The sequence below is a fragment of the Mucilaginibacter sp. PAMB04168 genome, from assembly GCF_039634365.2.
Taxonomy (GTDB): Bacteria; Bacteroidota; Bacteroidia; order Sphingobacteriales; family Sphingobacteriaceae; genus Mucilaginibacter.
This window is the reverse complement of record NZ_CP155079.2, coordinates 4,152,568-4,176,376: the sequence shown is the minus strand read 5'-3', so window position 1 is coordinate 4,176,376 and position 23,809 is coordinate 4,152,568. Positions and strand designations below refer to the sequence as shown.

Genomic DNA, 23,809 nt, shown 5'->3' with positions numbered 1-23,809 from the left:
TTATGGCCGAAAAAAAATCATTTGCCTTACGTATTGATGCAGAAACCATGAAGGCCATTGAAAGGTGGGCCACAGATGAGTTTAGGAGTGTGAACGGGCAAATAGAATGGATTTTACACAAAGCCCTTACCGAAGCCGGCAGGCTCAAAAATAAGGAAGAGAAAAAAGAAAGTAAGTGAACAATGGTTCAGTTGCAGTATGCGGCTGAACCATTGTTTTGCTCTAACTCCCGGTTATGCTATTACCGGGAGTTATTTGTTTTTATGGTAAGCTGAACTATCTAACCCATTGGTATCCTGTTTAGCAGCCGAGTTTGAGTCGGCAGCCATTTTGCCTGTTTCGCTGTTTAATCTGGCAATAGAATCGTTCCGTTCTCTGTCTAGCATGGTTGAGTCTTGTTTATCACCTGAGAAACCACCTTTGCACGCTGCCAGCATGCTTGTAAGCGCCAGTACAAATAATCCTGTTTTTATTGTTGATTTCATTGTAACTTTAATTTTCATGTTTTCAATATAGTAAGTAAAACTTGTGCCTATTTGTTTGCATATTACAATAAGGCCGTTACGCTATCTTCACAAATTTGTTACTTAAACCTTGGCTTTATAAATCAATCTATCTCATTAAATAATTATTAATATGATAAAGTTTGTAAAATCTATAGCGTTGGTTACCCTGGTGGTTTCAGCGTTATCATTAGGTGCAAAGGCGCAAACCAAAGCCCACGCCGATAGCAATAGAATTGTTCGCAAAGAGGCTCACCAAAAGCTTAAAGCGTTACTTACACCGCAGCAACAGGCCGCTTTAAAAGAAAATCACGACAAGCAGAAGGCAGCCATGGCCGGTTTTAGAGCTAGTTTAACTGCTGATCAGAAAGCGATAATGAAGGATAAGGCACTGTCGCATAAAGAACGTAAAAGCAAGCTTGCCGAAACCTTTACTGCCGAGCAGAAAAAAACCATAGCGGCCAATAAAGCAGCACGTAAAGAAAGCAGAAAAGCATTTTTAGCCACCCTTACCGAAGCGCAAAAAGCCCAAATGAAGGAAATTTTCAAAGACCGAAAAGGGCATGGTGGTTTCCGTCATCACAAAGCGCAAAAAGCGTAAGTTTTAAAAAGTTTAATGTGTTTTATACCAACCTATAGTGATTAGCTATAGGTTGTTTTTATTTTAAGCCAGATTGATCTAAACTTGTGCTTTTAACTAATTAAGTAGATATTGTAAGCCAGTTAGTTTCCAAAAAGGTCACATTTGCATTTTCCGTTCAACATACCGCTTGGTGATTCGGTTATACCCATTCACTTTTTGTTAGAAACACTGGCTTATGCCGTTGGTTACCGTTATTATGTGTACTTAAGGAAACATCAGCCCGATACCATTAGCGATCATAACCGGCTTATTATTTTTATAGGCGCCGCCGCAGGCGCTTTTTTAGGTTCGCATATTTTGGGGGTGTTAGAGAATCCCGCTAAGTTGCTCCGTACCAATCTGATTTACTTTATGGGAAACACTACTATTATCGGAGGCTTGTTAGGCGGACTAATAGGAGTGGAGCTTATTAAAAAGCAAATCGGCGTTAAAGTTTCATCCGGAGATTTAATGGTTTATCCCATTGTGCTGAGCATGATGATTGGTCGTACCGGATGCTTTTTAGCCGGGCTTGAAGATGGTACCTATGGCATTGCAAGCAGTTTGCCCTGGGCTATCAACTTTGGTGATGGCATTTACCGTCATCCTACCAATTTGTACGAAATACTGTTTTGGCTCATACTAGGATTGAGTTTAAGTGCCATTGAACGTAAATATCAATTTGCAGATGGCTATCGTTTTAAATTATTGATGGTTGCCTATTTGGGCTTCCGCTTTTGTATAGAATTTATAAAGCCGGCTTATTTCTTTAACTTCGGACTATCGGTTCTGCAATTGGCCTGCCTTGCTGGTTTGGCCTATTACTATAAAGTGTTTGTATATCCTTCAAAAATAACGAAAACCTATGCCTGAGCGCCCGTACGTTTATTATGATTTTACGATCAGTATATGCTCAACCTGCCTGCGGCGCGTGGATGCTAAAATTGTATTTGAGGATGAAAAGGTGTACATGCTTAAGAATTGCCGTCTGCACGGACCCGAGAAAGTGCTGATAGCCACCGATATTGAGTATTATAAAAACTGCCGCAATTACGCCAAGCGCAGTGAAATGCCGCTTAAATTTAATTCGGCCACCCACTACGGCTGCCCGTACGACTGCGGCCTGTGCCGCGACCACGAGCAGCACTCCTGCCTTACCGTAATCGAAGTAACCGACCGTTGTAATTTAGCCTGTCCTACCTGCTATGCCATGTCATCGCCACATTATGGCAGGCACCGTTCCCTGGCCGAAATAGAACAGATGCTGGATGTAATTGTAGCTAACGAGGGCGAACCCGATGTAGTGCAAATAAGTGGCGGCGAACCCACCGTGCATCCGCAGTTTTTCGAAATACTGGATATCGCCAAGCGCAAGCCTATTAAACATCTCATGCTCAACACCAATGGTATACGCATAGCAAAGGATGAAGAGTTCGTAAAGCGGCTGGCTACTTACACGCCCGATTTTGAAATATACTTGCAGTTTGATTCGTTCAAGAAAGAAGCGCTTGAGCAGTTGCGTGGCGAAGATCTGCGCGAGGTAAGGGCTAAGGCTATGGCCAACCTGAACAAATACAACCTGTCTACCACGCTGGTGGTTACCCTGCAAAAGAATTTGAATACCGACGAGATAGGAACAATTATAGAATACGCGCTACAGCAGCGTTGCGTACGCGGCGTTACCTTTCAGCCTACGCAACAGGCCGGTCGGCTGGAAAACTTTAATCCGGCTACAGACCGGTATACACTTACTGAAGTACGCTCGGCCATATTGGAGCAAACCAATACATTTACGGCGCAAGATCTGTTACCAGTACCCTGTAATCCCGATGCTTTGGTAATGGGATATGCGTTAAAAGTTGGCGGCTGTGTGTTCCCACTTACGCGGATGATAAACCCGGATGACTTGCTGGATAACTCAAAAAATACGATTGTATACGAGCAGGATGAATTGTTAAAGCAGCACCTGTTGCACATGTTCAGCACTGGTAACTCGGTTGATAAGGCGCAGGAGCACCTGGCATCCATTATGTGCTGCCTGCCAAACATTGATGCACCTGGATTAAGTTATGATAATTTGTTCCGTGTCATCATCATGAACTTTATTGACGCGCAGAATTTTGATGTGCGTGCCATTAAAAAATCATGCGTGCATATTGTAAATAAAGATATGCAGATTATCCCATTCGAAACCATGAACCTGTTTTATCGGGACGATAAAGCTGCTTATTTGGAAACCCTCAGAAATGAAATACCCGTATGATAGCACCACCTGCACCTCCAAAGAGAACCTCCGACGGTAAAATACTCGGCTATAACCTGCTGGTGTTTGCAGGCTATACCGTGTTGGCAATTTTGGCTAACCCTAAAGAGGGTGCTTTTGTGGCATTTTTTATATCCATTGCCCATTTTGTAGTGGCCATAATAGCGGCTTTAGTTGCACAGCGCTGGATATGGCTGCTAGCTGGTGCTTTAGTTCTCATTATTGGCTTTGGCACTTGTGTTAGTAATTTCACCATGGGTGATATGCGTTAAATAAAAACCATTTGATTTTTATTTAACTTACTGAAGCTCTTAATTTAACATCTGTTAGTACTGCCGGGTTATACTCTTAAAAATCTTTTCGTCAACCACTTGATAATCAAAAAACAAGTGCGTACTTTTGCAGTCCTTAAAATAAGGATAAAACTGTAACATTAAAAGGAAGAAATGCCTACTATTCAACAATTAGTTAGAAAAGGTAGAGTAGCTCTGGAGGATAAGAGTAAATCCCCAGCGTTGGACAGCTGTCCACAGCGAAGAGGCGTGTGTACCCGTGTATACACCACTACCCCTAAGAAACCAAACTCAGCAATGCGTAAAGTGGCCCGTGTGCGCCTTACTAACGGTAAAGAGGTGAATGCCTACATACCTGGTGAAGGTCACAACTTACAGGAGCACTCTATTGTGTTGATACGTGGCGGCCGTGTTAAAGACTTACCAGGTGTTCGTTACCACATCATTCGTGGTGCATTGGATACTTCAGGTGTAAACGGTCGTAACCAACGTCGTTCTAAATATGGTACTAAACGCCCTAAACCAGGTCAACCGGCGGCAGCAGGCAAAGGTGCACCAGCTAAAGGCAAAAAGAAATAATTAAAGGAGGATAGTAATAATGAGAAAGTCGAAACCAAAAAAGAGAATCCTTCTTCCTGACCCGCGTTTTAATGACGTGATGGTAACCAGGTTCGTAAATAACATGATGTATGACGGTAAAAAATCTACCGCATACGGCATTTTCTATAACGCCGTTGATATTGTTGAGAAAAAAACAAACGAAAACGGTTTAGAAACTTGGAAAAAAGCACTAAACAACGTTATGCCTGCCGTTGAGGTTAAATCTCGTCGTGTGGGTGGTGCTAACTTCCAGGTACCAACCGAAGTTCGTCCGGAGCGTAAAATCGCTTTAGGTATGAAATGGTTAATCAGCTATGCTCGTCGTCGTGGTGAAAAAACCATGATGGAGAAACTGGCCGGTGAAATTATCTCAGCTGCTAAAGGTGAAGGTGCTGCCGTGAAGAAAAAAGAAGATACGCATAAAATGGCTGAAGCCAACAAAGCGTTCTCACACTTCCGTTTCTAAGAAAAAACGGTACGAAGTGAAAGGTACGAGGAGCGAGGTTATACTCCGTACTTTGTACCTTTTACTTTATACTTAACAAATAAAAGACATGTCAAGAGATCTTAAATATACTAGAAACATTGGTATTGCCGCTCACATTGATGCCGGTAAAACCACTACTACCGAGCGTATCCTTTACTATGCTGGTGTAAGCCACAAAATAGGTGAAGTACACGAAGGTGCTGCTACCATGGACTGGATGGCGCAGGAGCAGGAGCGTGGTATTACCATCACTTCGGCTGCTACTACTGTAAACTGGAAATACAGAGACCAAACTTACCACATCAATATTATTGATACCCCGGGCCACGTGGATTTTACCGTTGAGGTAAACCGTTCATTACGTGTACTGGATGGCTTGGTTTTCTTGTTTTCTGCTGTTGACGGTGTTGAGCCTCAATCAGAAACCAACTGGAGACTTGCCAACAATTATAACGTTGCCCGTATAGGTTTCGTAAATAAAATGGACCGTTCAGGTGCAGATTTCTTAAAGGTTGTTAAGCAGGTGAAAACAATGTTGGGCAGTAACGCTGTTCCGTTGCAATTACCTATTGGCGCCGAAGATAGCTTTAAAGGCGTAATTGACCTGATCAACTTCCGTGGTATTGTTTGGAATGAGCATGATAAAGGGATGACCTTTACTGAAGTGCCTATCCCTGCTGATATGATTGATGAGGCTAACGAGTGGAGAGAAAAATTACTGGAATCAGTTGCTGAGTATGACGAAAGCCTGATGGAGAAATTCTTCGACGCACCTGAAACCATTACTGAGCGTGAAGTACTTGATGCTTTACGTAAAGCAGTGTTAGATGCTAAAATAGTTCCTATGGTTTGTGGTTCATCTTTCAAAAACAAAGGTGTACAAACCATGCTCGATTACGTGATGGAATTATTGCCTTCACCGATGGATGTGGAAGGTATTATTGGTACCAACCCAGAAACCGGCGAAGAAATACTACGTAAACCAGATGTTAAAGAACCATTTGCTGCATTAGCGTTTAAAATTGCAACCGATCCTTTCGTAGGCCGTTTGTGCTTTATCCGCGTGTATTCAGGTAATCTGGATGCTGGTTCATATGTGCACAACATGCGTTCAGACAACAAAGAGCGTATCTCTCGTATTTTCCAAATGCACGCTAACAAGCAAAACCCTATCCCTAATGTAGGTGCTGGTGATATTGCTGCGGTAGTAGGCTTTAAAGATATTAAAACAGGTGATACCCTGTGTGATGAGAAGCACCCGATCATTCTGGAGTCGATGAATTTCCCTGAGCCGGTTATTGGTTTAGCTATTGAGCCTAAAACACAGGCCGACGTAGATAAATTGGGTATGGCTTTAGGTAAACTTGCCGAAGAGGATCCAACCTTCCGCGTAAACTCCGATGAAGAAACCGGCCAAACCGTTATTTCGGGTATGGGCGAGTTACACTTAGATATCATCATGGACCGCTTAAAACGTGAGTTTAAAGTTGAGGTTAACCAAGGTGCGCCACAAGTGGCTTACAAAGAGTCTATCACAGGTACTGTTCAACACCGCGAAACCTACAAGAAACAAACCGGTGGTCGTGGTAAATTTGCCGACATTCAGGTTGTCATTTCTCCAAACGATGAAGGTAAAGAGGGCTTACAGTTTGTGAACGAAATTAGCGGTGGTTCTATTCCTCGTGAGTTTATTCCGTCTGTTGAAAAAGGATTTGCTGCTGCCATGGCTAATGGTGTGTTAGCAGGTTATCCTTTAACCAGCTTAAAAGTACGTTTGATCGATGGTTCGTTCCACGCAGTCGATTCGGATGCGTTATCTTTCGAGATCGCAGCTCGTTCGGCTTATCGCGAGGCATTGCCAAAATGTAAACCAGTATTACTGGAGCCTATCATGAAAATCGAGATCTTAACCCCTGAAGAAAACATGGGTGATGTGATCGGTGACATGAACCGTCGTCGTGGTCAGTTGTTAGGTATGGATAGCCGTGCCGGTGCTCAAGTAATTAAAGCTACTGTGCCACTTTCAGAAATGTTTGGTTACGTAACGCAATTACGTACCATCACTTCAGGTCGCGCTACTTCAACTATGGAGTTTGATCACTATGCTGAAGCACCACGTAACGTACAAGACGAAGTGGTTGCCAAAGCAAAAGGTAAAAAAGGCGTTTCAGCTTAAATTGCAAATATGCGGATGAGTAAATGTGCGGATGCTAAATCTGCACATTTGCACGTCTGAAATCAATAAATCACTCCCTGTAATAAATAGCTCTTACAGGTAGTTAAACAAACAAAACAAAATGAGCCAAAGAATCAGAATTAAACTGAAATCTTACGACTACAATCTGGTTGACAAATCAGCTGAGAAGATCGTTAAGACTGTAAAGCCAACCGGCGCTGTAGTAAGCGGACCGCTTCCTTTACCAACTGAAAAGAAAATCTTTACAGTATTGCGTTCACCGCACGTAAACAAAAAAGCACGTGAGCAATTTCAATTATGCAGCTACAAACGCTTATTGGACATTTACAGCTCTAACTCTAAAACTGTTGATGCGTTGATGAAACTTGAACTACCTAGCGGTGTTGAAGTTGAAATCAAAGTGTGATAGTACCGGAAGATACAAATACAAAAGGCTGCCTTGCAAAAGGTGGCCTTTTGTATTTTACAACGTGTTTCACTACCGTACGTAAACTTGTATCAGAAACGAACGCTTATTTAGGTAGTTTGAAGATAATATGTTGATTATCAAAAAGATGTTCGGGTGGCACTGTCTTGGCAATATAGGTGCTATACTTCAAGTACTCAAAACATCACGCTTATGTTAAAGAACTACTTTAAAATTGCCTGGCGTAATCTGCTCAAAAACAAGGTTTACTCCTTCATCAATATAATGGGCCTGGCGTTAGGTATGGCTGTAGCTATGCTCATTGGTTTATGGATATGGGATGAGGTATCATTTGATACTTACCATAAGGATTATAAAACTGTTACGCGGGTAATGAATACCCAAACTTTCAACGGCCACATAGGCACAAGTGAAGCTGTAGCCATGCCCCTGGCCAACGAATTGCGTACTAAGTTTCCGGCCGATTTTAAACATGTGGCCTTAACATCGTGGCAGCAGGAGTTTGTGCTCAAAGCGGGCGACAAAAAGATAACAGGTAAAGGGTTGTGGGCTGAAGAGGATTTACCTGAAATGTTTAGTATTAAGATGTTAAAAGGTGATATAAATGCGCTGAAAGACCCTTCATCAGCACTTATTACAGTATCGCTTGCAAAGTCGCTTTTTGGAGAGGCAGACCCTATTAATCAAACTGTACGCATCAACAACAAAACAGAAGTTAAGATAGCAGGCCTTTACGAGGATTTGCCACGTAATACTGCCTTTAGAGAAGTGAGGATACTTTTGCCCTGGAAAAAGTTCGAGGCTACAGAAAACTGGGTTAAAAGCTCGGCAGAACAATGGGGCAATCACTCCTTCGCTTTATTTGCCCAGGTTAATAATGATGCAGACATTGATAAAATAAACGCCAAAATTAAAAATATAGCCAAAGCACATTTTAAAGAAGGGAACGATGAACTGCAATTACATCCTATGCGTAAATGGCATTTATACAGTGAGTTCACAAACGGTAAGGTTACCGGCGGATTAGTTAGGTTTGTTTGGCTGTTTGGTATTATTGGCATATTTGTGCTGCTGCTGGCCTGCATCAATTTTATGAATCTGAACACCGCCCGGTCTGAAAAACGTGCTAAAGAAGTAGGCGTACGTAAAGCCATAGGTTCCATGCGTCAGCAAATCATTTCGCAGTTTTTAAGCGAGTCTATACTAATGTCGTTACTTGCATTTGCATTGTCTATTGCGTTGGTAATGCTGGCCCTGCCGCTGTTCAACAACCTGTCGAGCAAAGAGATGAGCTTACCTTGGCTAAACCCGGTATTCTGGCTGCTGGCACTAACGTTTACACTTATCACAGGTTTGGTGTCGGGCAGCTATCCTGCATTATATTTATCCAGTTTTAACCCCGTAAAAGTGCTTAAAGGAACGTTTAAAGCCGGCCGGTATGCGGCATTACCTCGCAAAGTACTGGTGGTTATTCAGTTTACTGTGTCGGTGATGCTCATTATAGGCACTATTGTAGTATACAGGCAAATACAGCATGCCAAGAACCGTCCGGTAGGCTACAGTCGTGATGGGTTGATTGCCGTTGAGATTAACACGCCTGAGTTAGAGGGGCATTATGATGCTTTGAGAGAGCAATTGCTTGCTACCGGTGCGGTAGAAAACATGGCCGAATCATCGAGCCGCTCCACCGAAGTGAGCAGCAACCAAATCGGCTATGATTGGGAAGGCATGGATCCGGGTTCAAATCCACTACTGGGTACCATTGCCGTTACGCATGATTTTGGGAAAACGATAGGCTGGCAAATAATAAAGGGGCGAGATTTTTCGAGAGCGTATGCAGCCGACTCATCAGGTATTATATTGAACGAGGCGGCCGCCAAAATGATGGGCTTTAAAGAACCCATTGGACAAACAATAAATTACAATGGCAAAGCGCTTACGGTTACCGGTGTAATTAAAAACATGATTATGGAATCGCCATACACGGCGGTACAGCCTACGGTGTTTATGATCAATTATGGGTGGATCTCAACCATTACCATCCGGCTTAAGCCTAACATGCCTGCAAGCGAAGCTCTTGGCAAGGTAGAAGCCGTATTTAAGCGCATTAACCCCGGCAGCCCGTTTGCTTACCAGTTTACTGATGAAACCTATGGGCGCAAATTTACGGCCGAGCAGCGTATTGGTAACCTGGCCACCTTTTTTGCCATACTGGCTATCGTTATATCATCGTTAGGCTTATTTGGCTTGGCATCCTTCGTGGCCGAGCAGCGTACCAAAGAGATTGGCGTACGTAAAGTGCTTGGTGCATCGGTATATAACCTATGGAATATGCTGTCGAAAGAGTTTATCACACTGGTTATCATATCGTGTGCTATTGCTATACCGATAGCTTGGTATTTTCTTAACCAGTGGCTGCAGGTCTATGAGTATCGCACGGTGATATCCTGGTGGGTATTCGCCCTTTCGGCGACTGGCGCTTTAGTCATCACCTTGCTTACGGTAAGCTTTCAGGCCATTAAAGCAGCGCTTGCCAACCCTGTCAAAAGCCTTCGCACGGAATGAATTACTCTAAATATAAATAAAGGCCGCCTTGCGAAGGTGACCTTTATTGTTATGGTATTTGTGCTCGGCAGAATTCAACCACATTCTGATTATTTAAGCAATTTTGAGGGAGTAGTCTGCTCATTTATCGAAAGCCAATTATAAAGGTATCAGCTCGTTTTTATAACTTTAATGTCAATAGTAACTCCATCTTTTAAGAGGATGGGAATAGCCTCTAAGCCAGGCACAAAATTAAATATCCGGTTATTATTGTTTGGTAAAAACTTAAATGGCATGCTGGATTTAACGCTTACCGTTGCTGCCTTTTTACTGATTACTAAGTGCTTGTTATTATTCAAATGTAACGTCTCCTGCTTTGATGCTATGATAGGGAATATAACGTCAACCGGCGTACTATGATCGGCTCCAAAAGCTTCATACTTAATCCTAACTTTATCTTTGGTAAACACATAGGTTATAGCGCATGATATTTTTTCCGTAGGATGCTCGTGCTGATCGCGGTCGACGAGCTTAGAAGAAGTTTTCAACACTATACTATTTGCATCTTCTAACACTTCAATACGTGCCGATAGATCGTTAATGTTAGTATACGTTTTATCATCTGTTTTTAATTCCAAACGTGGTGTAAGCGACATTGATGATGGATCAGTATCCAACTGCATGTTATCGGCCTCGAGTAACTGGTATTCATTCATGCTGCCGGCCAGTATAGGCCCGGTTAGCGGATGCCACAGCATGGTTAAAGCGCCCCCGGTAGGATGCCCGGCTTTATAATTCTTGTATTCACAATCGTACCCGGTAATGGTGGCCCTGAAATCACCTTGAGCCACCAGGTAGGTTTGTATTTCGGGATAAAATTTATAGTCATACACCTCCTCGCGGGGTAGCTTCAGATTACCCGGATACAAGGTGGCGCTATTACCATGATCTAATATAGTAGTAAGTGCCTTGGCATGACAAAAAGTGTGATGAACGCTGGTTTTAACGCCATGTGAACTGTAATGCGGTCCGCCGGTTAATAAGCCATCATGTGTACAGGCCTGTAGTAGCTTCGTATTTTGAAGTGCACCTTTATAAAATCGTGCATCCCTACTTGCTAATAAAGCGTATGCGGGCAGGCAGCCATCGGTAGTACGGCTGCCCCAGTAGGTCCATTTATAGTTGCGCGTGCCCCAGCTGTTGTCCCAGCCACCATCGGGCAGCATAAACTCTAAATGTGTTCGTAATGATTTAATTACCATATCCAGCACTTCTTCATCTTTAGTATGCAAGGCATACATTGTTAGTGCCGGCAACGATTCTTCTACATTATAGCCTAAATCGATGGGCAGGCAACCTTTGGCGCTGTATTTCAGGCTGCCTTCGCCGTATAAAAAATGATTATTCTTCGTAAAACATGCGAGTGATTGATGCGCAAATAAACGCCCTTTTTCGGTGTATGGCCTGTGATCGAGTATTTCACCTAGTAACGTCAGCGCATAGGCTGCATTGATAGGGTAATTAATGTTGCCGTACTCAATTGTGAAAGTGTTGTACACATACTCACCGGCCTTTTTGAGCCTGTCGAGCATCCGTGCTTTCCATACGGAATCAAGTGTATTGCTATGCTTGCTTATGGCTTCGCAAAGCGCAATAATTGTAAATACCGTTGTTCCCTTCCATGAGCCTTTTACCGGTTCGTTAAGCCATGAACCGTCGGGCTGAGTGACGTTACGCTCCATCCACTCATACAATAGTGAAGCGGCGTCCACATACCTGCTCTCTTGCGTTTCATTAGCCAGATAGAGCAGTGGGTAAATGGTATCGGCCACACGGCCATGCACCTTGCCATTGGCGGGGCTCAAGATTCCGCCGTAGTCGGCAGCATTACGCTTGTCCTTAATCTGTAATTTGAGCAAGGCATTGACCCAGGTGGTCAAAAGCGAACGGCTCAGTGTATATAGCTCAGAATAAGGCGCTGTAAAGAGCGACGCAGCATCAGCAGCATGTGTAGCTATAACTAACCCTGCTGTACCAACCGTAGCCGATTTAACAAAGCTTCTGCGGTTCATGTTATGGACATTGGATTAGGATGCTAACACTGGTTAGGGTGTGGGGGATTAGCTCCTGCCTAAGAGTTCGTCCAGCTTGTTACGCTCAGTTTGTAACTCCCGGGCTAGTTTCTTTTCTTTTTCGTTGGCTTTTACTTTGTAGGCTTTATACTCCTCGTCCAGCTCTTCGTAAAGCTTAATGCGGTATTTGGCTTCCCTGCGTGCACTGCCCGATTGCAGGATCACTATGGTGGCTACCGCACCAAATACAATAACAAGTCCCCACATTATTGAATTGTAAGTGGCTTTAGACACGGGTATGCCCAACAAGCTAATTGCATCAACTTTAGAATTTGACTCGCTCAGGCTTTGTTCTTTTGCATTAACGTCAGATTGTAAAGTTTGCACTGTTTTGCCCTGCGCAGTTAGTGATTTCTGCAACTCTTTCACTTTGTTTTTTTGAGCGCGCAAAGTATCGGTCACGTTTTTATAAAATGCAGCCAGTTGCGGCTTTTGGTAATTATAAAATTTAGAAGACAGATATTGATACTGACCGTTTAAGCTTTTATCGGTATTTACCGGAGCAGTAATAGGTTGTTGAGCAGGATATGGATTACGTGCAACAGCCGGTGCCCGGTATGCAGTGGGTTTATTAACCGCAGGTTTGGCTTTACGGGTGCTATCTTGTGCCGAAACCAACAGCACACTTCCCGAAAAAAAGATCGACAATAATAAAGCCTTAAAAGCAAAGCAAGTATTCATATAAATGATGGTTAGTAATTGCAAATAAACGCAACTGTATTTAATATGTACTATTTAGTGTTAAAAAAAGCTTATTGATGTAGCAATTTTGTGGAAGCCTTACAATGCATACCTGCAGCTTTCGCAGACAATCCAGCAGGGCGAATACTTAGGTAATTCCAACCGTCATTTTACTGACGGTTAAAAATAGAAAAAAGATATTAGCCTTGCGAAACAGAATACTATCTTTCGGCAGTATATTATAAAAGTATAAAATGAACATCGGTATAATAGGTTTGGGCGATATGGGCAAGGTATATGCCAGGGCGTTTGCTAAAGCAGGCTATAGTGTGTGCGGCTGCGACCTGCCTCAAAACCGCGAGGTGTTGGAGGCGGATCTTAATCCGATAGGTGTTAAGCTTATGGATGATGGAAAGCAGGTGGCCCGTGTAAGCGATCTGCTTATATACTCGGTAGAAGCCGAACTGATGGAGCAGGTAATAGCGCAAAGTTGTGATGCTATTAAGTATGGCGCCATCGTGGCAGGGCAAACGTCAGTTAAGCATCCCGAGATTGCGCTGTTTGATAAGTATTTACCGGCCGATGTACAGATTATAACCTTCCATGCCATGCATGGCGGCGGATTTGAACCGGCAGGCCAAAAGCTTATACTCATACGATACCGAGCCACAGATGAGGCTTACCAGCGCATGTTGGATTTGTTTGTTGCCATTGGTTCTGACCTGGTTGAATTGGCCGATTATCATGAACATGATCAGATTGTAGCCGACACGCAGGCCGTTACCCATGTGGGTTTCGAGAGTATGGGTACGGCGTGGGCTGCATCGGGCTTTTTCCCGTGGGAGAATGCTTCCTATTTGGGCGGTATAGACAATGTGAAGATTTTAATAACCTTACGTATATTTAGTTACAAAGCACACGTTTACGCCGGGCTAGCCATTTTGAATCCGTATGCCCGCCAACAAGTAAGGCGATATGCGCAATCAGAATCGGAGCTGTTTAAGCTAATGATACAAGAAGATGAAGCGACCTTGCGGGAGCGTTTATACAAAGCCCGTGATTTTGTATTTCATGAAAGCCGTAAACCTATCATGCTCAATGATGCGGTGATGGATGAATTTGCTTTTCATGGCAACCAGGGCGAGCGTAAGCCTAATTCGCATTTAAGTGTATTAAGTATGGTTGATGCCTGGTACCATTTGGGCGTAAACCCTTACGACAATCTGATAGGACAAACACCGCCGTTCCGTTTGCGCTTGGGTATAGCAGAATACTTATTCAAGAACGACGATTTGCTGGAAGAATCTATACAAACCGCATTGTATGACAAATCTATAAGAGGCGATGATTTAGAATTTCATTCGGCTGTACGAGAGTGGGCCTCCATTATAAATTATGGGGATATGGAAGGATACAAGAAACACTTCAATCAGGTGCAATCCTTTTTTAGTGACAGGCTTGCCGAGGCACAAAAGCAAAGTGCCGATATGATACGGCGTTTAATGAAACCCTAACTGAATACATCGGTTATTTGCCCATCATTTTACGAACCACTTTACCATAAGATCTGCGAATATTCCAGGCGCGCTTTACATCGTTTAAAGAAGTTTTAAAGTAATACTTAGCCCAATCTTTATTCAAATAGCTTTTCCAAGCCAAGTAGGCTTTGTGTAAAAACCGGCCACCTATATCCCATGGCTTTGGTGAGCCTAAAAAGTGCAGTATCATCCTGTCGGCAATTTTGGGCCTGTTCCTATAAGCGTACCAGGCACAGTTGTACGCTGCCGGAAGGTGATAATAATTTTGTGCGAACACAGCGTTTAGCAGTGTTTGATCATGAGAAATTAAATCATTAGGATACCTCTCTGCAATGTTTAATAACTTTTGTTTGGTGTTTTCACTGCGCCAGTGAACAAGGTTCATCAGTAAAACGCCCGAATTAAAATAGTCGGCCTCTAACGATATGTTTAGCTTTCCATTCAGAAAGGGATTGTCTAAGGCGTGTTTTAATTTTGCGCCAGGCACCGCAGCTAAACCATAGTTGCCCAAATCGGCATCAAGCAGCTCTAGTACATCTACTTCTATAAGTAAATCGGCATCTAAATACATCACTACATCTACTTCTATAAGTAAATCGGCAAGCAGTAATCTGCCATAAGGGGTCCAGTCGCCATGCAAAGGAGTTAACATTTTAAACTGGCTTACCGGATCAAAATCAACCAAATGATACGAACCCTTAAAGTTTTCGGCATTTAACAGGAGCTTGATATTGTTTTTGTCTGTCTCAGTTAGTTCTGCACACATAAACCAGAATGTGATTTTTGACGGATCCGAGCAGTTTCTAATCAGTGATGATACTGTTGAACCTAAGCCCACAAGTGCTAAGCGATTTATACAGAAAGCAATATTTAACGAAGGCATCAGCGTTTAAGTTGTAGTACAAATTTGTATAGTGACAGTAGTGGGAGCGAAGCTATAAATAAACATTTAAATTAATTCCTTGTAATTAATGCTAACTTAGCCTGTGTATATAAAGCACGTGCTAAATATATAAATCTTGCCACTACTATAAGTTCATTATGCTCCCGCCAAAGGTATCTGTTATATTGCCTGTTTATAACCAGGAAAAATATATAGCCCAAACAATTAACAGCGTATTAGCGCAAACCTTCCAGGATTTCGAGATTGTTATACTTGATGATGGTTCGACAGATAACACAGCACAAGTTATAAAAGAATACGTAAAAAAGGACGACAGAATACGGGCATATTTTCATGATAACGCTGGGCGTAGTGAGGCTGCCAACAAAATAGTATCAATGGCTCGCGGAGAACTATGTGCTTTTTTGGATGCCGATGATATTATGCTGCCTCAACGGTTGGAAAAGCAGGTAGCATACCACCTCGCTCACCCAAATGTTTCAGCAACCAGTTGCAACTGCAGGTACATTGACAGCGACGGGAACGACAGGGGTGTTGCCGTATATCCCGGTCTACGCTCCGAAGCGGAGTGCCGCGCTGCAATAAGCGAAAATAAGATAGTTATGATTGCCATCACCGGTTTAATGATTTACAGAGAAGCCTACGTTAAGATAGGCGGAATGAAAAAGACTTTTTGGCCGTGTGATGATTTGGAGATATCTAACAATATAATTGAACAGGGGTACATCCTGGTAATCATTCAGGAGATACTAATGAAGTACCGGGTTCACCCAAACTCCGACAGTGTAAAAAACAGGTGGTATGTTTTAAATTATACTGCCTACGCAAGGTATGCCATAAAACAGCGCAGAGCTAATTTACCAGTTGAAAGTTATAAGGAGTATGAGCAAAGAAAAAACAAGGACCCCTGGCTTGAAAGATTTAACCGAAAGAAACACAATTACGCAATTATATACCAAAAGAAAGCTGGCTTCTCTCTCCACGGAAAAGATTACTTGCGCTTTTTATACCAAATGGCAATAGTAGTGCTGTGCGATTTCAGCTACGCAAAGGCTGCTTTGGCCAACCGGCGCAAGCGTTAAAAAAAGGTGCCAATTATCGCCTCTGCTGCCTTACTTAAATGGGCACGTTAATATCTTATACACTATTCAAGTGATGGCTTCAAGCATAGCAGGAGGCATTTCTTGTTGAATTACTCACCGACGAATTATATTGCTAAAAGCTGCATAAGTAAGTAATGTATTTGAGGAAGGTGAGCGTTTCTTGACGTCTAAATTCCACGGAAAGTTTGTGAACTAAAAAGGTCAGTCAAAATAGTTGATAATCAACCTCAAATTCTTTGAAAAATAATTCCGTAACTATTTGACACATAATTAAAAATTCCTATCTTTGCCCTCCCTTAAACCGGGAAAATGCCTTGAACGAAGCCCTACTGCTTCGATGGGCAAAACAAATTAATTAAGAAAATGTCAGGAATTATTGGTAAAAAAGTAGGAATGACCAGCATTTTCGATGAGGCAGGGAAAAATATTCCTTGTACAGTAATCGAAGCTGGCCCTTGCGTGGTAACTCACGTTAAGTCTGTTGATACAGACGGATATGCAGCTGTTCAGCTAGCATATGATGAGCAAAAAGAAAAAAACACCCCTGCTCCTCTAAAAGGTCATTTCCAAAAAGCCGGTACAACGCCAAAGCGTAAACTGGTTGAGTTCAAAACCTTCGAAGACGAAAAATCATTAGGTGACACTGTTACCGTTGATATTTTTGCCGCCGGAGATTTTGTGGATGTGGTTGGAACTTCAAAAGGTAAAGGTTTTCAGGGTGTTGTAAAGCGTCACGGCTTTAGCGGTGTGGGTATGCAAACTCACGGTCAGCATAACCGTTTACGCGCTCCGGGTTCACTGGGTGCTTCATCATGGCCTTCTCGCGTATTTAAAGGTATGCGTATGGCGGGTCAAACTGGTAATGTACGTGTTAAAGTACAAAACCTTGAAGTGGTTAAGGTGTTTGCCGAGCAAAATTTGCTGGTTGTTAAAGGTTCCATCCCAGGAGCTAAGGGTTCATTCGTAATCGTGGATAAATAAGATGGAAGTTAATGTATTAAATGTATCAGGTCAGCAAACAGGTGCCAAGGTGCAGCTTCCTGATTCGGTTTTCGCGGTAGAACCTAACGATCACGCAATCTATCTGGATGTTAAGCTTTATTTAGCTAACCAACGTCAAGGTACACACAAAGCAAAACAGCGTAATGAAATTGCAGGTTCAACCCGCAAATTACATAAGCAAAAAGGTACTGGTGGCGCCCGTGCGGGTAGCATCAAATCACCTTTGTTTAACGGTGGTGGCCGTGTATTCGGTCCGCAACCACGCGACTATAATTTCAAGCTGAACAAAAAGCTTAAACAATTAGCGCGTAAATCAGCCCTTACTTACAAAGCTCAGGATAACAGCATCGTTGTTTTAGAAGACTTCAACTTCGACAGTGTTAAAACCAAGAATTACATTAAGTTGGTTGCTGATTTAAACTTCACCAATGAAAAAACATTACTGGTGTTGCCTGCTGCTAACAACAATATTTATTTATCAAGCAGAAACCTGAAAAAAGCCAAGGTTATCACCGCCGATCAGTTAAGCACTTATGATGTGTTAAACGCTGGTAAGCTGTTACTGACTACAGGTTCTGTTAAAACTCTGGAGGAAGCGTTCGCTAAGTAATTATGGAGATATTAAAAAAACCTTTACTTACTGAGAAAGTATCTCTGCTAACAGAGAAACTGAATCGTTATGCTTTTAAAGTTGATCCAAGAGCGAATAAAATTCAGATCAAATTAGCAGTAGAAGCAATGTACGGTGTTACTGTTACCGCAGTAAACACAATGAAATATGCCGGCAAACTGAAGAGCCGCTCAACTAAAGCAGGAACTGTAACCGGGAGGCCAGCTGCTTTTAAGAAAGCGATCATCACTTTAAAGGATGGTGAAACAATAGATTTTTATAGCACAATATAAAAAGAGAAATGGCAGTTAAAAGATTTAAACCGGTTACTCCGGGTACCCGTTTCAGGGTAGGTGCTGATTACTCTGACGTAACTACCAACGTTCCTGAAAAATCATTGGTGGTTTCTCACAAGAAATCAGGCGGACGTAACAATACCGGTAAAATGACCATGCGTTACATCGGTGGGGGACATAAGAAATCATACCGATTGATCGACTTTAAACGTGACAAGTTTGACATCCCCGCAACTGTTGCTACTATCGAGTACGATCCAAACCGTTCAGCACGTATCGCTCTGCTTAACTATGCAGATGGCGAAAAACGCTACATGATCGCTCCAGAAGGCTTGACCGTAGGTCAGGTAGTTCTTTCAGGTGCAGGTTCACCTCCTGAAGTAGGTAATACCTTACCGTTAAAGAACATTCCTTTAGGTTCTATCATACACAATATTGAACTGAACCCTGGTCAGGGTGGCACAATTGCCCGCTCTGCAGGAACATACGCACAACTGTCTGCCCGTGATGGTAAATATGCCATCATAAAGTTGCCTTCAGGTGAAACCCGTATGATATTGTCAACTTGTTTAGCTACTATCGGTACGGTATCAAATGCTGAGAAAGCAAATGAAGTACTGGGTAAAGCTGGTCGTAAACGTTGGATTGGTCGTCGTCCAAGAGTTCGTGGTGTTGCCATGAACCCGGTAGATCACCCTATGGGTGGTGGTGAAGGCCGTTCATCAGGTGGTCACCCACGCTCACGTAAAGGTTTGTTAGCTAAAGGCTACAAAACCCGCGACAAAAAGAAAACATCTGATCGTTATATCATAGAAAGAAGGAAGAAATAATGGCACGTTCGATTAAAAAAGGACCTTATATTGATCACAATCTGGACAAAAAAGTTCAGGTGCTGAATGATTCAAGTAAGAAATCTGTTGTAAAAACATGGTCACGTCGTTCCATGATTTCTCCAGATTTCGTTGGTCATACATTCGCTGTACACAACGGTAATAAATTTATACCTGTGTACGTAACAGAAAACATGGTGGGTCACAAGCTGGGAGAGTTTGCCCCAACCCGTACATTCCGTGGTCACGCAGAAAAGAAAAAATAATAGGCAATGGAAGCAACAACAAAAATTAAAAAGTCTGTATTAATCAGACAACGCAAAGAGCAAGAGAAAGCTCAGCAAGGAGGAGCTTCTGTTGCCAAATTACAGAACTGCCCAACTTCGCCGCGTAAAATGCGCTTAGTGGTAGATCTGATCCGCGGTGAGCAGGTTGAAAAAGCATTATATATCTTAAAATACACTAACAAAGAAGCAGCTATCCGTGTGGAGAAATTACTTCTTTCAGCTATCAAAAACTGGGAGTCCAGAAACGAAGGCAAGCGTGTTGAAGACAGTGCTTTATATGTAAAAGAAGTTTCAGTGGGTGGTGGTCGTCAGTTAAAAAGACTGCGTCCGGCTCCTCAGGGCCGCGGATACCGTATCCGTAAGCGCTCAAACCACGTTACTTTAATTGTGGATAGTAAAACCGAAATCAACTAATTAGAAATGGGACAAAAAGCACATCCAATAGGTAACCGTTTAGGAATCATCCGTGGTTGGGATTCTAACTGGTTCGGTGGCAACAACTACTCCGATAAATTAGTTGAGGACGAAAAAATCCGCAAATACTTATCTGTACGTATTGCAAAAGGCGGCGTATCTAAAGTAGTTATTGAGCGTACCTTAAAACGCATCACTGTAACCATTCACACTGCCCGTCCGGGTATCGTTATCGGTAAAGGCGGTCAGGAAGTAGATAAGATCAAAGAAGAGCTTAAAAAACTTACCAAGAAAGACGTTCAAATCAACATTTTTGAAATCAAACGTCCTGAACTTGACGCTCAATTAGTAGCTGAAGGTATTGCTAAGCAATTAGAGGCTCGTATCTCTTTCCGTCGTGCAATGAAAACTACAATAGCTTCAACCATGAGAATGGGTGCTGAAGGTATTAAAGTGATGACATCAGGCCGTTTAGGTGGTGCTGAGATGGCACGTACTGAGCAATATAAAGAAGGAAGAATTCCTCTGCATACTTTCCGTGCTGACATTGATTATGCACTGGCTGAAGCCTTAACTACTTATGGTAAAATAGGTGTTAAAGTATGGATCTGTAAAGGTGAGGTTTACGGTAAACGTGATCTTTCTCCAAACATAGGTTCAACCAGCAGCGCAAGTGGCCGTGGTGGTCGTCCGGAAGGCGCAGCCGCATTTGGCAACGAGCGTGGTGGTGATCGCCGTGGTGGTGGTGACCGTCGTCAAGGTGGTGGTGGTGACCGCAGAGGTGGTAACAACAGCAACCAGCGTGGTGGTGGTAACAACAACCGTCCAGGTGGCCAAAATCGTCAGGGTGGTGGTAACCGTCCGGGCGGAAACAGATAATTAATCAAAGTCGAGACAGACATCGTTTAGATATAATAAGCTAATAAAATGCTACAGCCAAAAAGAACGAAGTTCAGAAAGATGCAAAAAGGCAGAATGAAAGGTGCCGCCACTCGTGGTGCTGAGCTTTCATTCGGATCTTTCGGTATAAAATCACTCGAGCCGGCCTGGATTACCAGCCGTCAGATCGAGGCTGCACGTATCGCTGTAACACGTTTTATGAAACGTGAAGGCCAGGTGTGGATCAGGATATTTCCTGACAAACCCGTAACTAAAAAACCTGCAGAGGTACGTATGGGTAAAGGTAAAGGTGCTCCGGAATACTGGGTAGCGGTTGTACGCCCCGGCAGGATCATCTTTGAAGCAGAAGGTGTGCCATTAGAAGTTGCTAAAGAAGCACTTCGTTTGGCTGCACAAAAACTGCCAATTCAAACAAAATTTGTAGTACGTAGGGATTACGTAGAAGCATAGTAAGTTTACAGGTTGTAAGTTGTGAGTTGCGTAAAGAGCTTGCAACCTGTAACCTGAAATATAATAACAAAAGAAAGAAGCGTGACGTAAGCATCCAACTTACCTCTCACTGTTCAAAACTCACACAAAATGAAAAGCTCAGAAATATCAGCGCTGTCAACTGAAGAGTTGGTTGCTAAAATTGGCGAGGAAAAAACTAATCTTACCAAACTGAAATTTGCACATGCAGTTTCGGCGATAGAGAATCCTATCCGTATTAAAAATGTACGTAAGGAAGTTGCTCGTTTAAATACTGAATTAACCAAGCGTAAAGCGGCGTCAGCTTCTGAACAGCAATAATTTAAGCGTCGAAACAATGGAAAGAAATTTAAGAAAAACACGTACCGGACTGGTAGTAAGCAACAAGATGGATAAATCTATCGTGGTTGCAGTAGAAAGGAAAGTAAAACACCCTATCTACGGTAAGTTCGTAAACAAAACTGCCAAGTTCATGGCTCATGACGAAGCTAATACCTGTGGTATTGGTGATACCGTATTGATTATGGAAACACGCCCACTGAGCAAAAATAAAAACTGGAGATTAGTTCAAATTTTAGAAAGGGCTAAATAAGATGGTACAACAGGAATCGAGATTAAATGTAGCTGATAACAGTGGTGCTAAAGAAGTGCTGGTTATCCGCGTATTAGGCGGTACAGCTAAGCGCTATGCCTCTGTTGGCGATAAAATTGTAGTAACTGTAAAGAGCGCTATACCATCAGGTAACGTTAAAAAGGGTACTGTATCAAAAGCCGTAGTTGTAAGAACCAAAAAAGAGGTTCGCCGTAAAGACGGTTCTTATATCCGTTTCGACGATAACGCAGCTGTTTTGTTAAACAACCAGGATGAGCCTCGTGGCACACGTATCTTCGGTCCGGTAGCAAGAGAGTTACGCGAGAAACAATTCATGAAAATTGTATCATTAGCACCGGAGGTATTGTAACATGGAAAACAAAAAAGTAAAATTAAAGATCCGTAAAGGTGACCTGGTTAAGGTTATTGCCGGTGATTCAAAAGGTCAGCAAGGTAAGGTTACCGAAATCATAATCGATAAAAACCGCGCGGTGATTGAAGGTGTCAACATGATATCTAAACACACTAAGCCCAATGCAGCCAACCCTAACGGTGGTATTGTAAAAAAGGAAGCCGCTATTCATATCTCTAACCTGGCATTAGTTGATCCTAAATCAGGAGAAACTACCCGTGTTGGTCGTAAAAAGAATGATGCTGGTAAATTAGTTAGAGTATCAAAAAAATCAGGGGAGGAAATTAAATAATGTCTTACGTTCCAAGATTAAAATCCAAATACAAAGAGGAGATCCGTACCGCACTGAAAGATAAATTTCAGTACAAAAGCGTAATGCAGGTTCCTAAGTTGGAGAAAATTGCAATCAACCAGGGTGTTGGTGCTGCTACAACTGATAAGAAACTGATTGATACTACAATTGCTGAACTGGCAACTATTACCGGTCAAAAACCAGTTGCTTCGAAATCTAAGAAAGATATCTCGAACTTTAAATTACGTAAAGGTATGCCTGTAGGTGTACGTGTTACTTTACGTGACAACAACATGTACGAGTTCTTAGATCGTTTGATTGCTGTTGCCCTGCCACGTATTCGTGATTTCAAAGGTATCAACGATAAAGGATTTGACGGAAAAGGTAACTATACATTAGGTATCACCGAGCAAATCATTTTCCCTGAAATTAACATTGACAAGATCAACAAAATTCAGGGTATGGATATTACCTTTGTAACTTCGGCAACAAATGATGTTGAAGCACTAGAGTTGCTTAAACAGTTTGGTTTACCATTTAAAAATCAAAATCCTACTAACAATGGCTAAAGAAGGTGTAAAAGCGCGTGAAGTTAAACGTGCTAAATTAGTAGCTAGATATGCTGATAAAAGAGCAGCCCTGAAAGCCGCTGGTGATTTCGAAGCATTAGACAAATTGCCTAAAGCATCATCACCGGTTAAAATGCACAACCGTTGCAAGCTTACTGGCCGCCCTCGCGGATACATGCGTCAGTTTGGTATTTCACGTGTAACGTTCCGTGAAATGGCTCTGGCCGGAAAGATCCCCGGAGTAAAGAAAGCTAGCTGGTAACAATCAGTATTACAGGTATAAAATTGCCGGTTGCAGGTTGAGAATTAATTTCTTACCTTTGCGGCCGGCAATTTGCAAAATATAGACCTGCAATAGCAAAAAGAATTTTTTAACCGATGGAAGGTCGTCGTTGGGAAAACGAAGGAAACCACCATCATAATTTAACATAATGAATACAGATCCAATCGCAGATTATCTTACCAGAGTAAGGAATGCTATTAAAGCCAACCAAAGGGTTGTTGAAATTCCTGCATCAAATCTGAAAAAGGAAATCACTAAAGTGCTTTTCGACAAAGGTTACATTGCTAACTTCAAATTTGAAGACAATGGTCCTCAAGGCAATATTAAAGTTGCGTTGAAGTATCACCCTGTAACTAAAGTTCCTGCTATCCGCACGCTTACACGTGTAAGTAAACCAGGTTTGAGAAAATATGCAGGCATGGACAAAATGCCAAGAGTATTAAATGGTTTAGGCATCGCTATCCTGTCAACTTCAAAAGGAGTAATGACTGATAAAGAGGCCCGTCAGCAAAACATCGGTGGCGAAGTTTTATGCTTCGTTTATTAATTGCAAGGAGGAA

General features: G+C 42.4%; 32 protein-coding genes. 27 read left to right on the top strand and 5 right to left on the bottom strand.

Annotated features, from left to right (window positions below; translation table 11 throughout):
- Positions 1–2 precede the first annotated feature (2 nt).
- Positions 3–179 (top strand): Arc family DNA binding domain-containing protein, encoded by a 177-nt coding sequence (locus ABDD94_RS17795; protein WP_345950753.1) that lies wholly within the window; start codon positions 3–5, stop codon positions 177–179.
- A 72-nt stretch (positions 180–251) separates the two neighbouring features.
- Here the strand turns inward: ABDD94_RS17795 and ABDD94_RS17790 are convergent, their stop codons facing one another.
- Positions 252–503, bottom strand: a complete 252-nt coding sequence (locus ABDD94_RS17790; protein WP_345953359.1) for a hypothetical protein — start codon at positions 501–503, stop codon at positions 252–254.
- A 133-nt stretch (positions 504–636) separates the two neighbouring features.
- Here ABDD94_RS17790 and ABDD94_RS17785 point away from each other — a divergent pair, with 133 nt between their 5' ends.
- The 9 genes from ABDD94_RS17785 (at position 637) to ABDD94_RS17745 (ending at position 9,957) form a co-directional block, all read left to right on the top strand.
- On the top strand, positions 637–1,104 hold the full coding sequence (locus ABDD94_RS17785) for a hypothetical protein (RefSeq protein ID WP_345953358.1): 468 nt from the start codon (positions 637–639) through the stop codon (positions 1,102–1,104).
- Between the two features lie 144 nt (positions 1,105–1,248).
- Positions 1,249–1,998, top strand: coding sequence for a prolipoprotein diacylglyceryl transferase family protein (locus ABDD94_RS17780; protein ID WP_345950756.1), 750 nt, complete (start codon positions 1,249–1,251; stop codon positions 1,996–1,998).
- Positions 1,991–3,388 carry a radical SAM protein gene (locus ABDD94_RS17775; protein WP_345953357.1) on the top strand — a complete coding sequence of 466 codons (1,398 nt, stop codon included), beginning with the start codon at positions 1,991–1,993 and terminating at the stop codon, positions 3,386–3,388. The genes ABDD94_RS17780 and ABDD94_RS17775 overlap by 8 nt, the downstream gene beginning before the upstream one ends.
- Entirely contained in the window at positions 3,385–3,660 is a 276-nt protein-coding gene (locus ABDD94_RS17770; RefSeq protein ID WP_345953356.1) for a hypothetical protein, read from the top strand. Before ABDD94_RS17775 ends, ABDD94_RS17770 begins: the two co-directional genes overlap by 4 nt.
- 174 nt (positions 3,661–3,834) lie before the next feature.
- Entirely contained in the window at positions 3,835–4,260 is a 426-nt protein-coding gene (gene rpsL, locus ABDD94_RS17765) for a 30S ribosomal protein S12 (protein ID WP_345950759.1), read from the top strand.
- Positions 4,261–4,279: 19 nt separating this feature from the next.
- Entirely contained in the window at positions 4,280–4,747 is a 468-nt protein-coding gene (gene rpsG, locus ABDD94_RS17760; RefSeq protein ID WP_345950760.1) for a 30S ribosomal protein S7, read from the top strand.
- 88 nt (positions 4,748–4,835) lie between these two features.
- A complete protein-coding gene (gene fusA, locus ABDD94_RS17755; protein WP_345953355.1) occupies positions 4,836–6,944 on the top strand; it encodes an elongation factor G in 2,109 nt (702 codons plus the stop codon).
- Between the two features lie 121 nt (positions 6,945–7,065).
- Positions 7,066–7,371, top strand: a complete 306-nt coding sequence (rpsJ, locus tag ABDD94_RS17750; protein WP_022830652.1) for a 30S ribosomal protein S10 — start codon at positions 7,066–7,068, stop codon at positions 7,369–7,371.
- Between the two features lie 213 nt (positions 7,372–7,584).
- Positions 7,585–9,957 (top strand): ABC transporter permease, encoded by a 2,373-nt coding sequence (locus ABDD94_RS17745; protein WP_345953354.1) that lies wholly within the window; start codon positions 7,585–7,587, stop codon positions 9,955–9,957.
- 149 nt (positions 9,958–10,106) lie between these two features.
- On the opposite strand, the gene ABDD94_RS17740 is transcribed toward ABDD94_RS17745, so the two are convergent.
- Together ABDD94_RS17740 and ABDD94_RS17735 are read right to left on the bottom strand one after the other, a co-directional pair.
- Positions 10,107–12,008, bottom strand: a complete 1,902-nt coding sequence (locus ABDD94_RS17740) for a hypothetical protein (protein ID WP_345953353.1) — start codon at positions 12,006–12,008, stop codon at positions 10,107–10,109.
- 48 nt (positions 12,009–12,056) lie between these two features.
- Complete coding sequence (locus ABDD94_RS17735) at positions 12,057–12,749, bottom strand: hypothetical protein (protein WP_345953352.1); 693 nt, start codon at positions 12,747–12,749, stop codon at positions 12,057–12,059.
- Positions 12,750–13,003: 254 nt separating this feature from the next.
- Between ABDD94_RS17735 and ABDD94_RS17730 the strand changes: the two genes are divergently transcribed.
- Positions 13,004–14,263 carry a prephenate dehydrogenase gene (locus ABDD94_RS17730; RefSeq protein WP_345953351.1) on the top strand — a complete coding sequence of 420 codons (1,260 nt, stop codon included), beginning with the start codon at positions 13,004–13,006 and terminating at the stop codon, positions 14,261–14,263.
- A 13-nt stretch (positions 14,264–14,276) separates the two neighbouring features.
- On the opposite strand, the gene ABDD94_RS17725 is transcribed toward ABDD94_RS17730, so the two are convergent.
- The gene (locus ABDD94_RS17725; protein WP_345953350.1) at positions 14,277–15,170 is read right to left on the bottom strand and encodes a glycosyltransferase family 8 protein; all 894 of its coding nucleotides are present in this window, start codon (positions 15,168–15,170) and stop codon (positions 14,277–14,279) included.
- A gap of 158 nt (positions 15,171–15,328) precedes the next feature.
- Here ABDD94_RS17725 and ABDD94_RS17720 point away from each other — a divergent pair, with 158 nt between their 5' ends.
- From ABDD94_RS17720 to rpsN, 15 genes are all read left to right on the top strand, one after another.
- Positions 15,329–16,273 (top strand): glycosyltransferase family 2 protein, encoded by a 945-nt coding sequence (locus ABDD94_RS17720; protein ID WP_345953349.1) that lies wholly within the window; start codon positions 15,329–15,331, stop codon positions 16,271–16,273.
- Between the two features lie 384 nt (positions 16,274–16,657).
- Positions 16,658–17,275, top strand: coding sequence for a 50S ribosomal protein L3 (gene rplC, locus ABDD94_RS17715; RefSeq protein WP_345950768.1), 618 nt, complete (start codon positions 16,658–16,660; stop codon positions 17,273–17,275).
- A 1-nt stretch (position 17,276) separates the two neighbouring features.
- Positions 17,277–17,906: a 50S ribosomal protein L4 gene (rplD, locus tag ABDD94_RS17710; protein ID WP_345950769.1), complete on the top strand. Its 630-nt coding sequence runs from the start codon at positions 17,277–17,279 to the stop codon at positions 17,904–17,906.
- A gap of 2 nt (positions 17,907–17,908) precedes the next feature.
- Positions 17,909–18,199 carry a 50S ribosomal protein L23 gene (gene rplW / locus ABDD94_RS17705; protein ID WP_345950770.1) on the top strand — a complete coding sequence of 97 codons (291 nt, stop codon included), beginning with the start codon at positions 17,909–17,911 and terminating at the stop codon, positions 18,197–18,199.
- 8 nt (positions 18,200–18,207) lie between these two features.
- Positions 18,208–19,032 (top strand): 50S ribosomal protein L2, encoded by an 825-nt coding sequence (gene rplB / locus ABDD94_RS17700; protein WP_345953348.1) that lies wholly within the window; start codon positions 18,208–18,210, stop codon positions 19,030–19,032.
- Complete coding sequence (gene rpsS / locus ABDD94_RS17695) at positions 19,032–19,298, top strand: 30S ribosomal protein S19 (RefSeq protein ID WP_311952162.1); 267 nt, start codon at positions 19,032–19,034, stop codon at positions 19,296–19,298. Before rplB ends, rpsS begins: the two co-directional genes overlap by 1 nt.
- A 129-nt stretch (positions 19,299–19,427) precedes the next feature.
- Entirely contained in the window at positions 19,428–19,733 is a 306-nt protein-coding gene (gene rplV, locus ABDD94_RS17690) for a 50S ribosomal protein L22 (protein ID WP_345952094.1), read from the top strand.
- Positions 19,734–19,739: 6 nt separating this feature from the next.
- Positions 19,740–20,612 (top strand): 30S ribosomal protein S3, encoded by an 873-nt coding sequence (gene rpsC / locus ABDD94_RS17685; RefSeq protein WP_345950772.1) that lies wholly within the window; start codon positions 19,740–19,742, stop codon positions 20,610–20,612.
- A gap of 48 nt (positions 20,613–20,660) precedes the next feature.
- A complete protein-coding gene (gene rplP / locus ABDD94_RS17680) occupies positions 20,661–21,083 on the top strand; it encodes a 50S ribosomal protein L16 (RefSeq protein ID WP_345950773.1) in 423 nt (140 codons plus the stop codon).
- A 129-nt stretch (positions 21,084–21,212) separates the two neighbouring features.
- Positions 21,213–21,422: a 50S ribosomal protein L29 gene (gene rpmC / locus ABDD94_RS17675; protein ID WP_345950774.1), complete on the top strand. Its 210-nt coding sequence runs from the start codon at positions 21,213–21,215 to the stop codon at positions 21,420–21,422.
- Between the two features lie 16 nt (positions 21,423–21,438).
- Positions 21,439–21,693 (top strand): 30S ribosomal protein S17, encoded by a 255-nt coding sequence (gene rpsQ / locus ABDD94_RS17670; protein ID WP_158825047.1) that lies wholly within the window; start codon positions 21,439–21,441, stop codon positions 21,691–21,693.
- Position 21,694: 1 nt separating this feature from the next.
- Positions 21,695–22,063: a 50S ribosomal protein L14 gene (gene rplN, locus ABDD94_RS17665; protein ID WP_158825046.1), complete on the top strand. Its 369-nt coding sequence runs from the start codon at positions 21,695–21,697 to the stop codon at positions 22,061–22,063.
- 1 nt (position 22,064) lies between these two features.
- Positions 22,065–22,397 carry a 50S ribosomal protein L24 gene (rplX, locus tag ABDD94_RS17660; protein ID WP_345950775.1) on the top strand — a complete coding sequence of 111 codons (333 nt, stop codon included), beginning with the start codon at positions 22,065–22,067 and terminating at the stop codon, positions 22,395–22,397.
- Entirely contained in the window at positions 22,397–22,966 is a 570-nt protein-coding gene (rplE, locus tag ABDD94_RS17655) for a 50S ribosomal protein L5 (protein ID WP_345950776.1), read from the top strand. Before rplX ends, rplE begins: the two co-directional genes overlap by 1 nt.
- The gene (gene rpsN, locus ABDD94_RS17650) at positions 22,959–23,228 is read left to right on the top strand and encodes a 30S ribosomal protein S14 (protein WP_345953347.1); all 270 of its coding nucleotides are present in this window, start codon (positions 22,959–22,961) and stop codon (positions 23,226–23,228) included. The genes rplE and rpsN overlap by 8 nt, the downstream gene beginning before the upstream one ends.
- Before the next feature lie 9 nt (positions 23,229–23,237).
- Here the strand turns inward: rpsN and ABDD94_RS17645 are convergent, their stop codons facing one another.
- On the bottom strand, positions 23,238–23,396 hold the full coding sequence (locus tag ABDD94_RS17645) for a hypothetical protein (protein ID WP_345950778.1): 159 nt from the start codon (positions 23,394–23,396) through the stop codon (positions 23,238–23,240).
- On the opposite strand from ABDD94_RS17645, the gene rpsH reads away from it, so the two are divergent.
- On the top strand, positions 23,395–23,796 hold the full coding sequence (gene rpsH / locus ABDD94_RS17640; RefSeq protein WP_345952095.1) for a 30S ribosomal protein S8: 402 nt from the start codon (positions 23,395–23,397) through the stop codon (positions 23,794–23,796). The two genes, ABDD94_RS17645 and rpsH, sit on opposite strands and share 2 nt — an antisense overlap.
- Positions 23,797–23,809 lie beyond the last annotated feature (13 nt).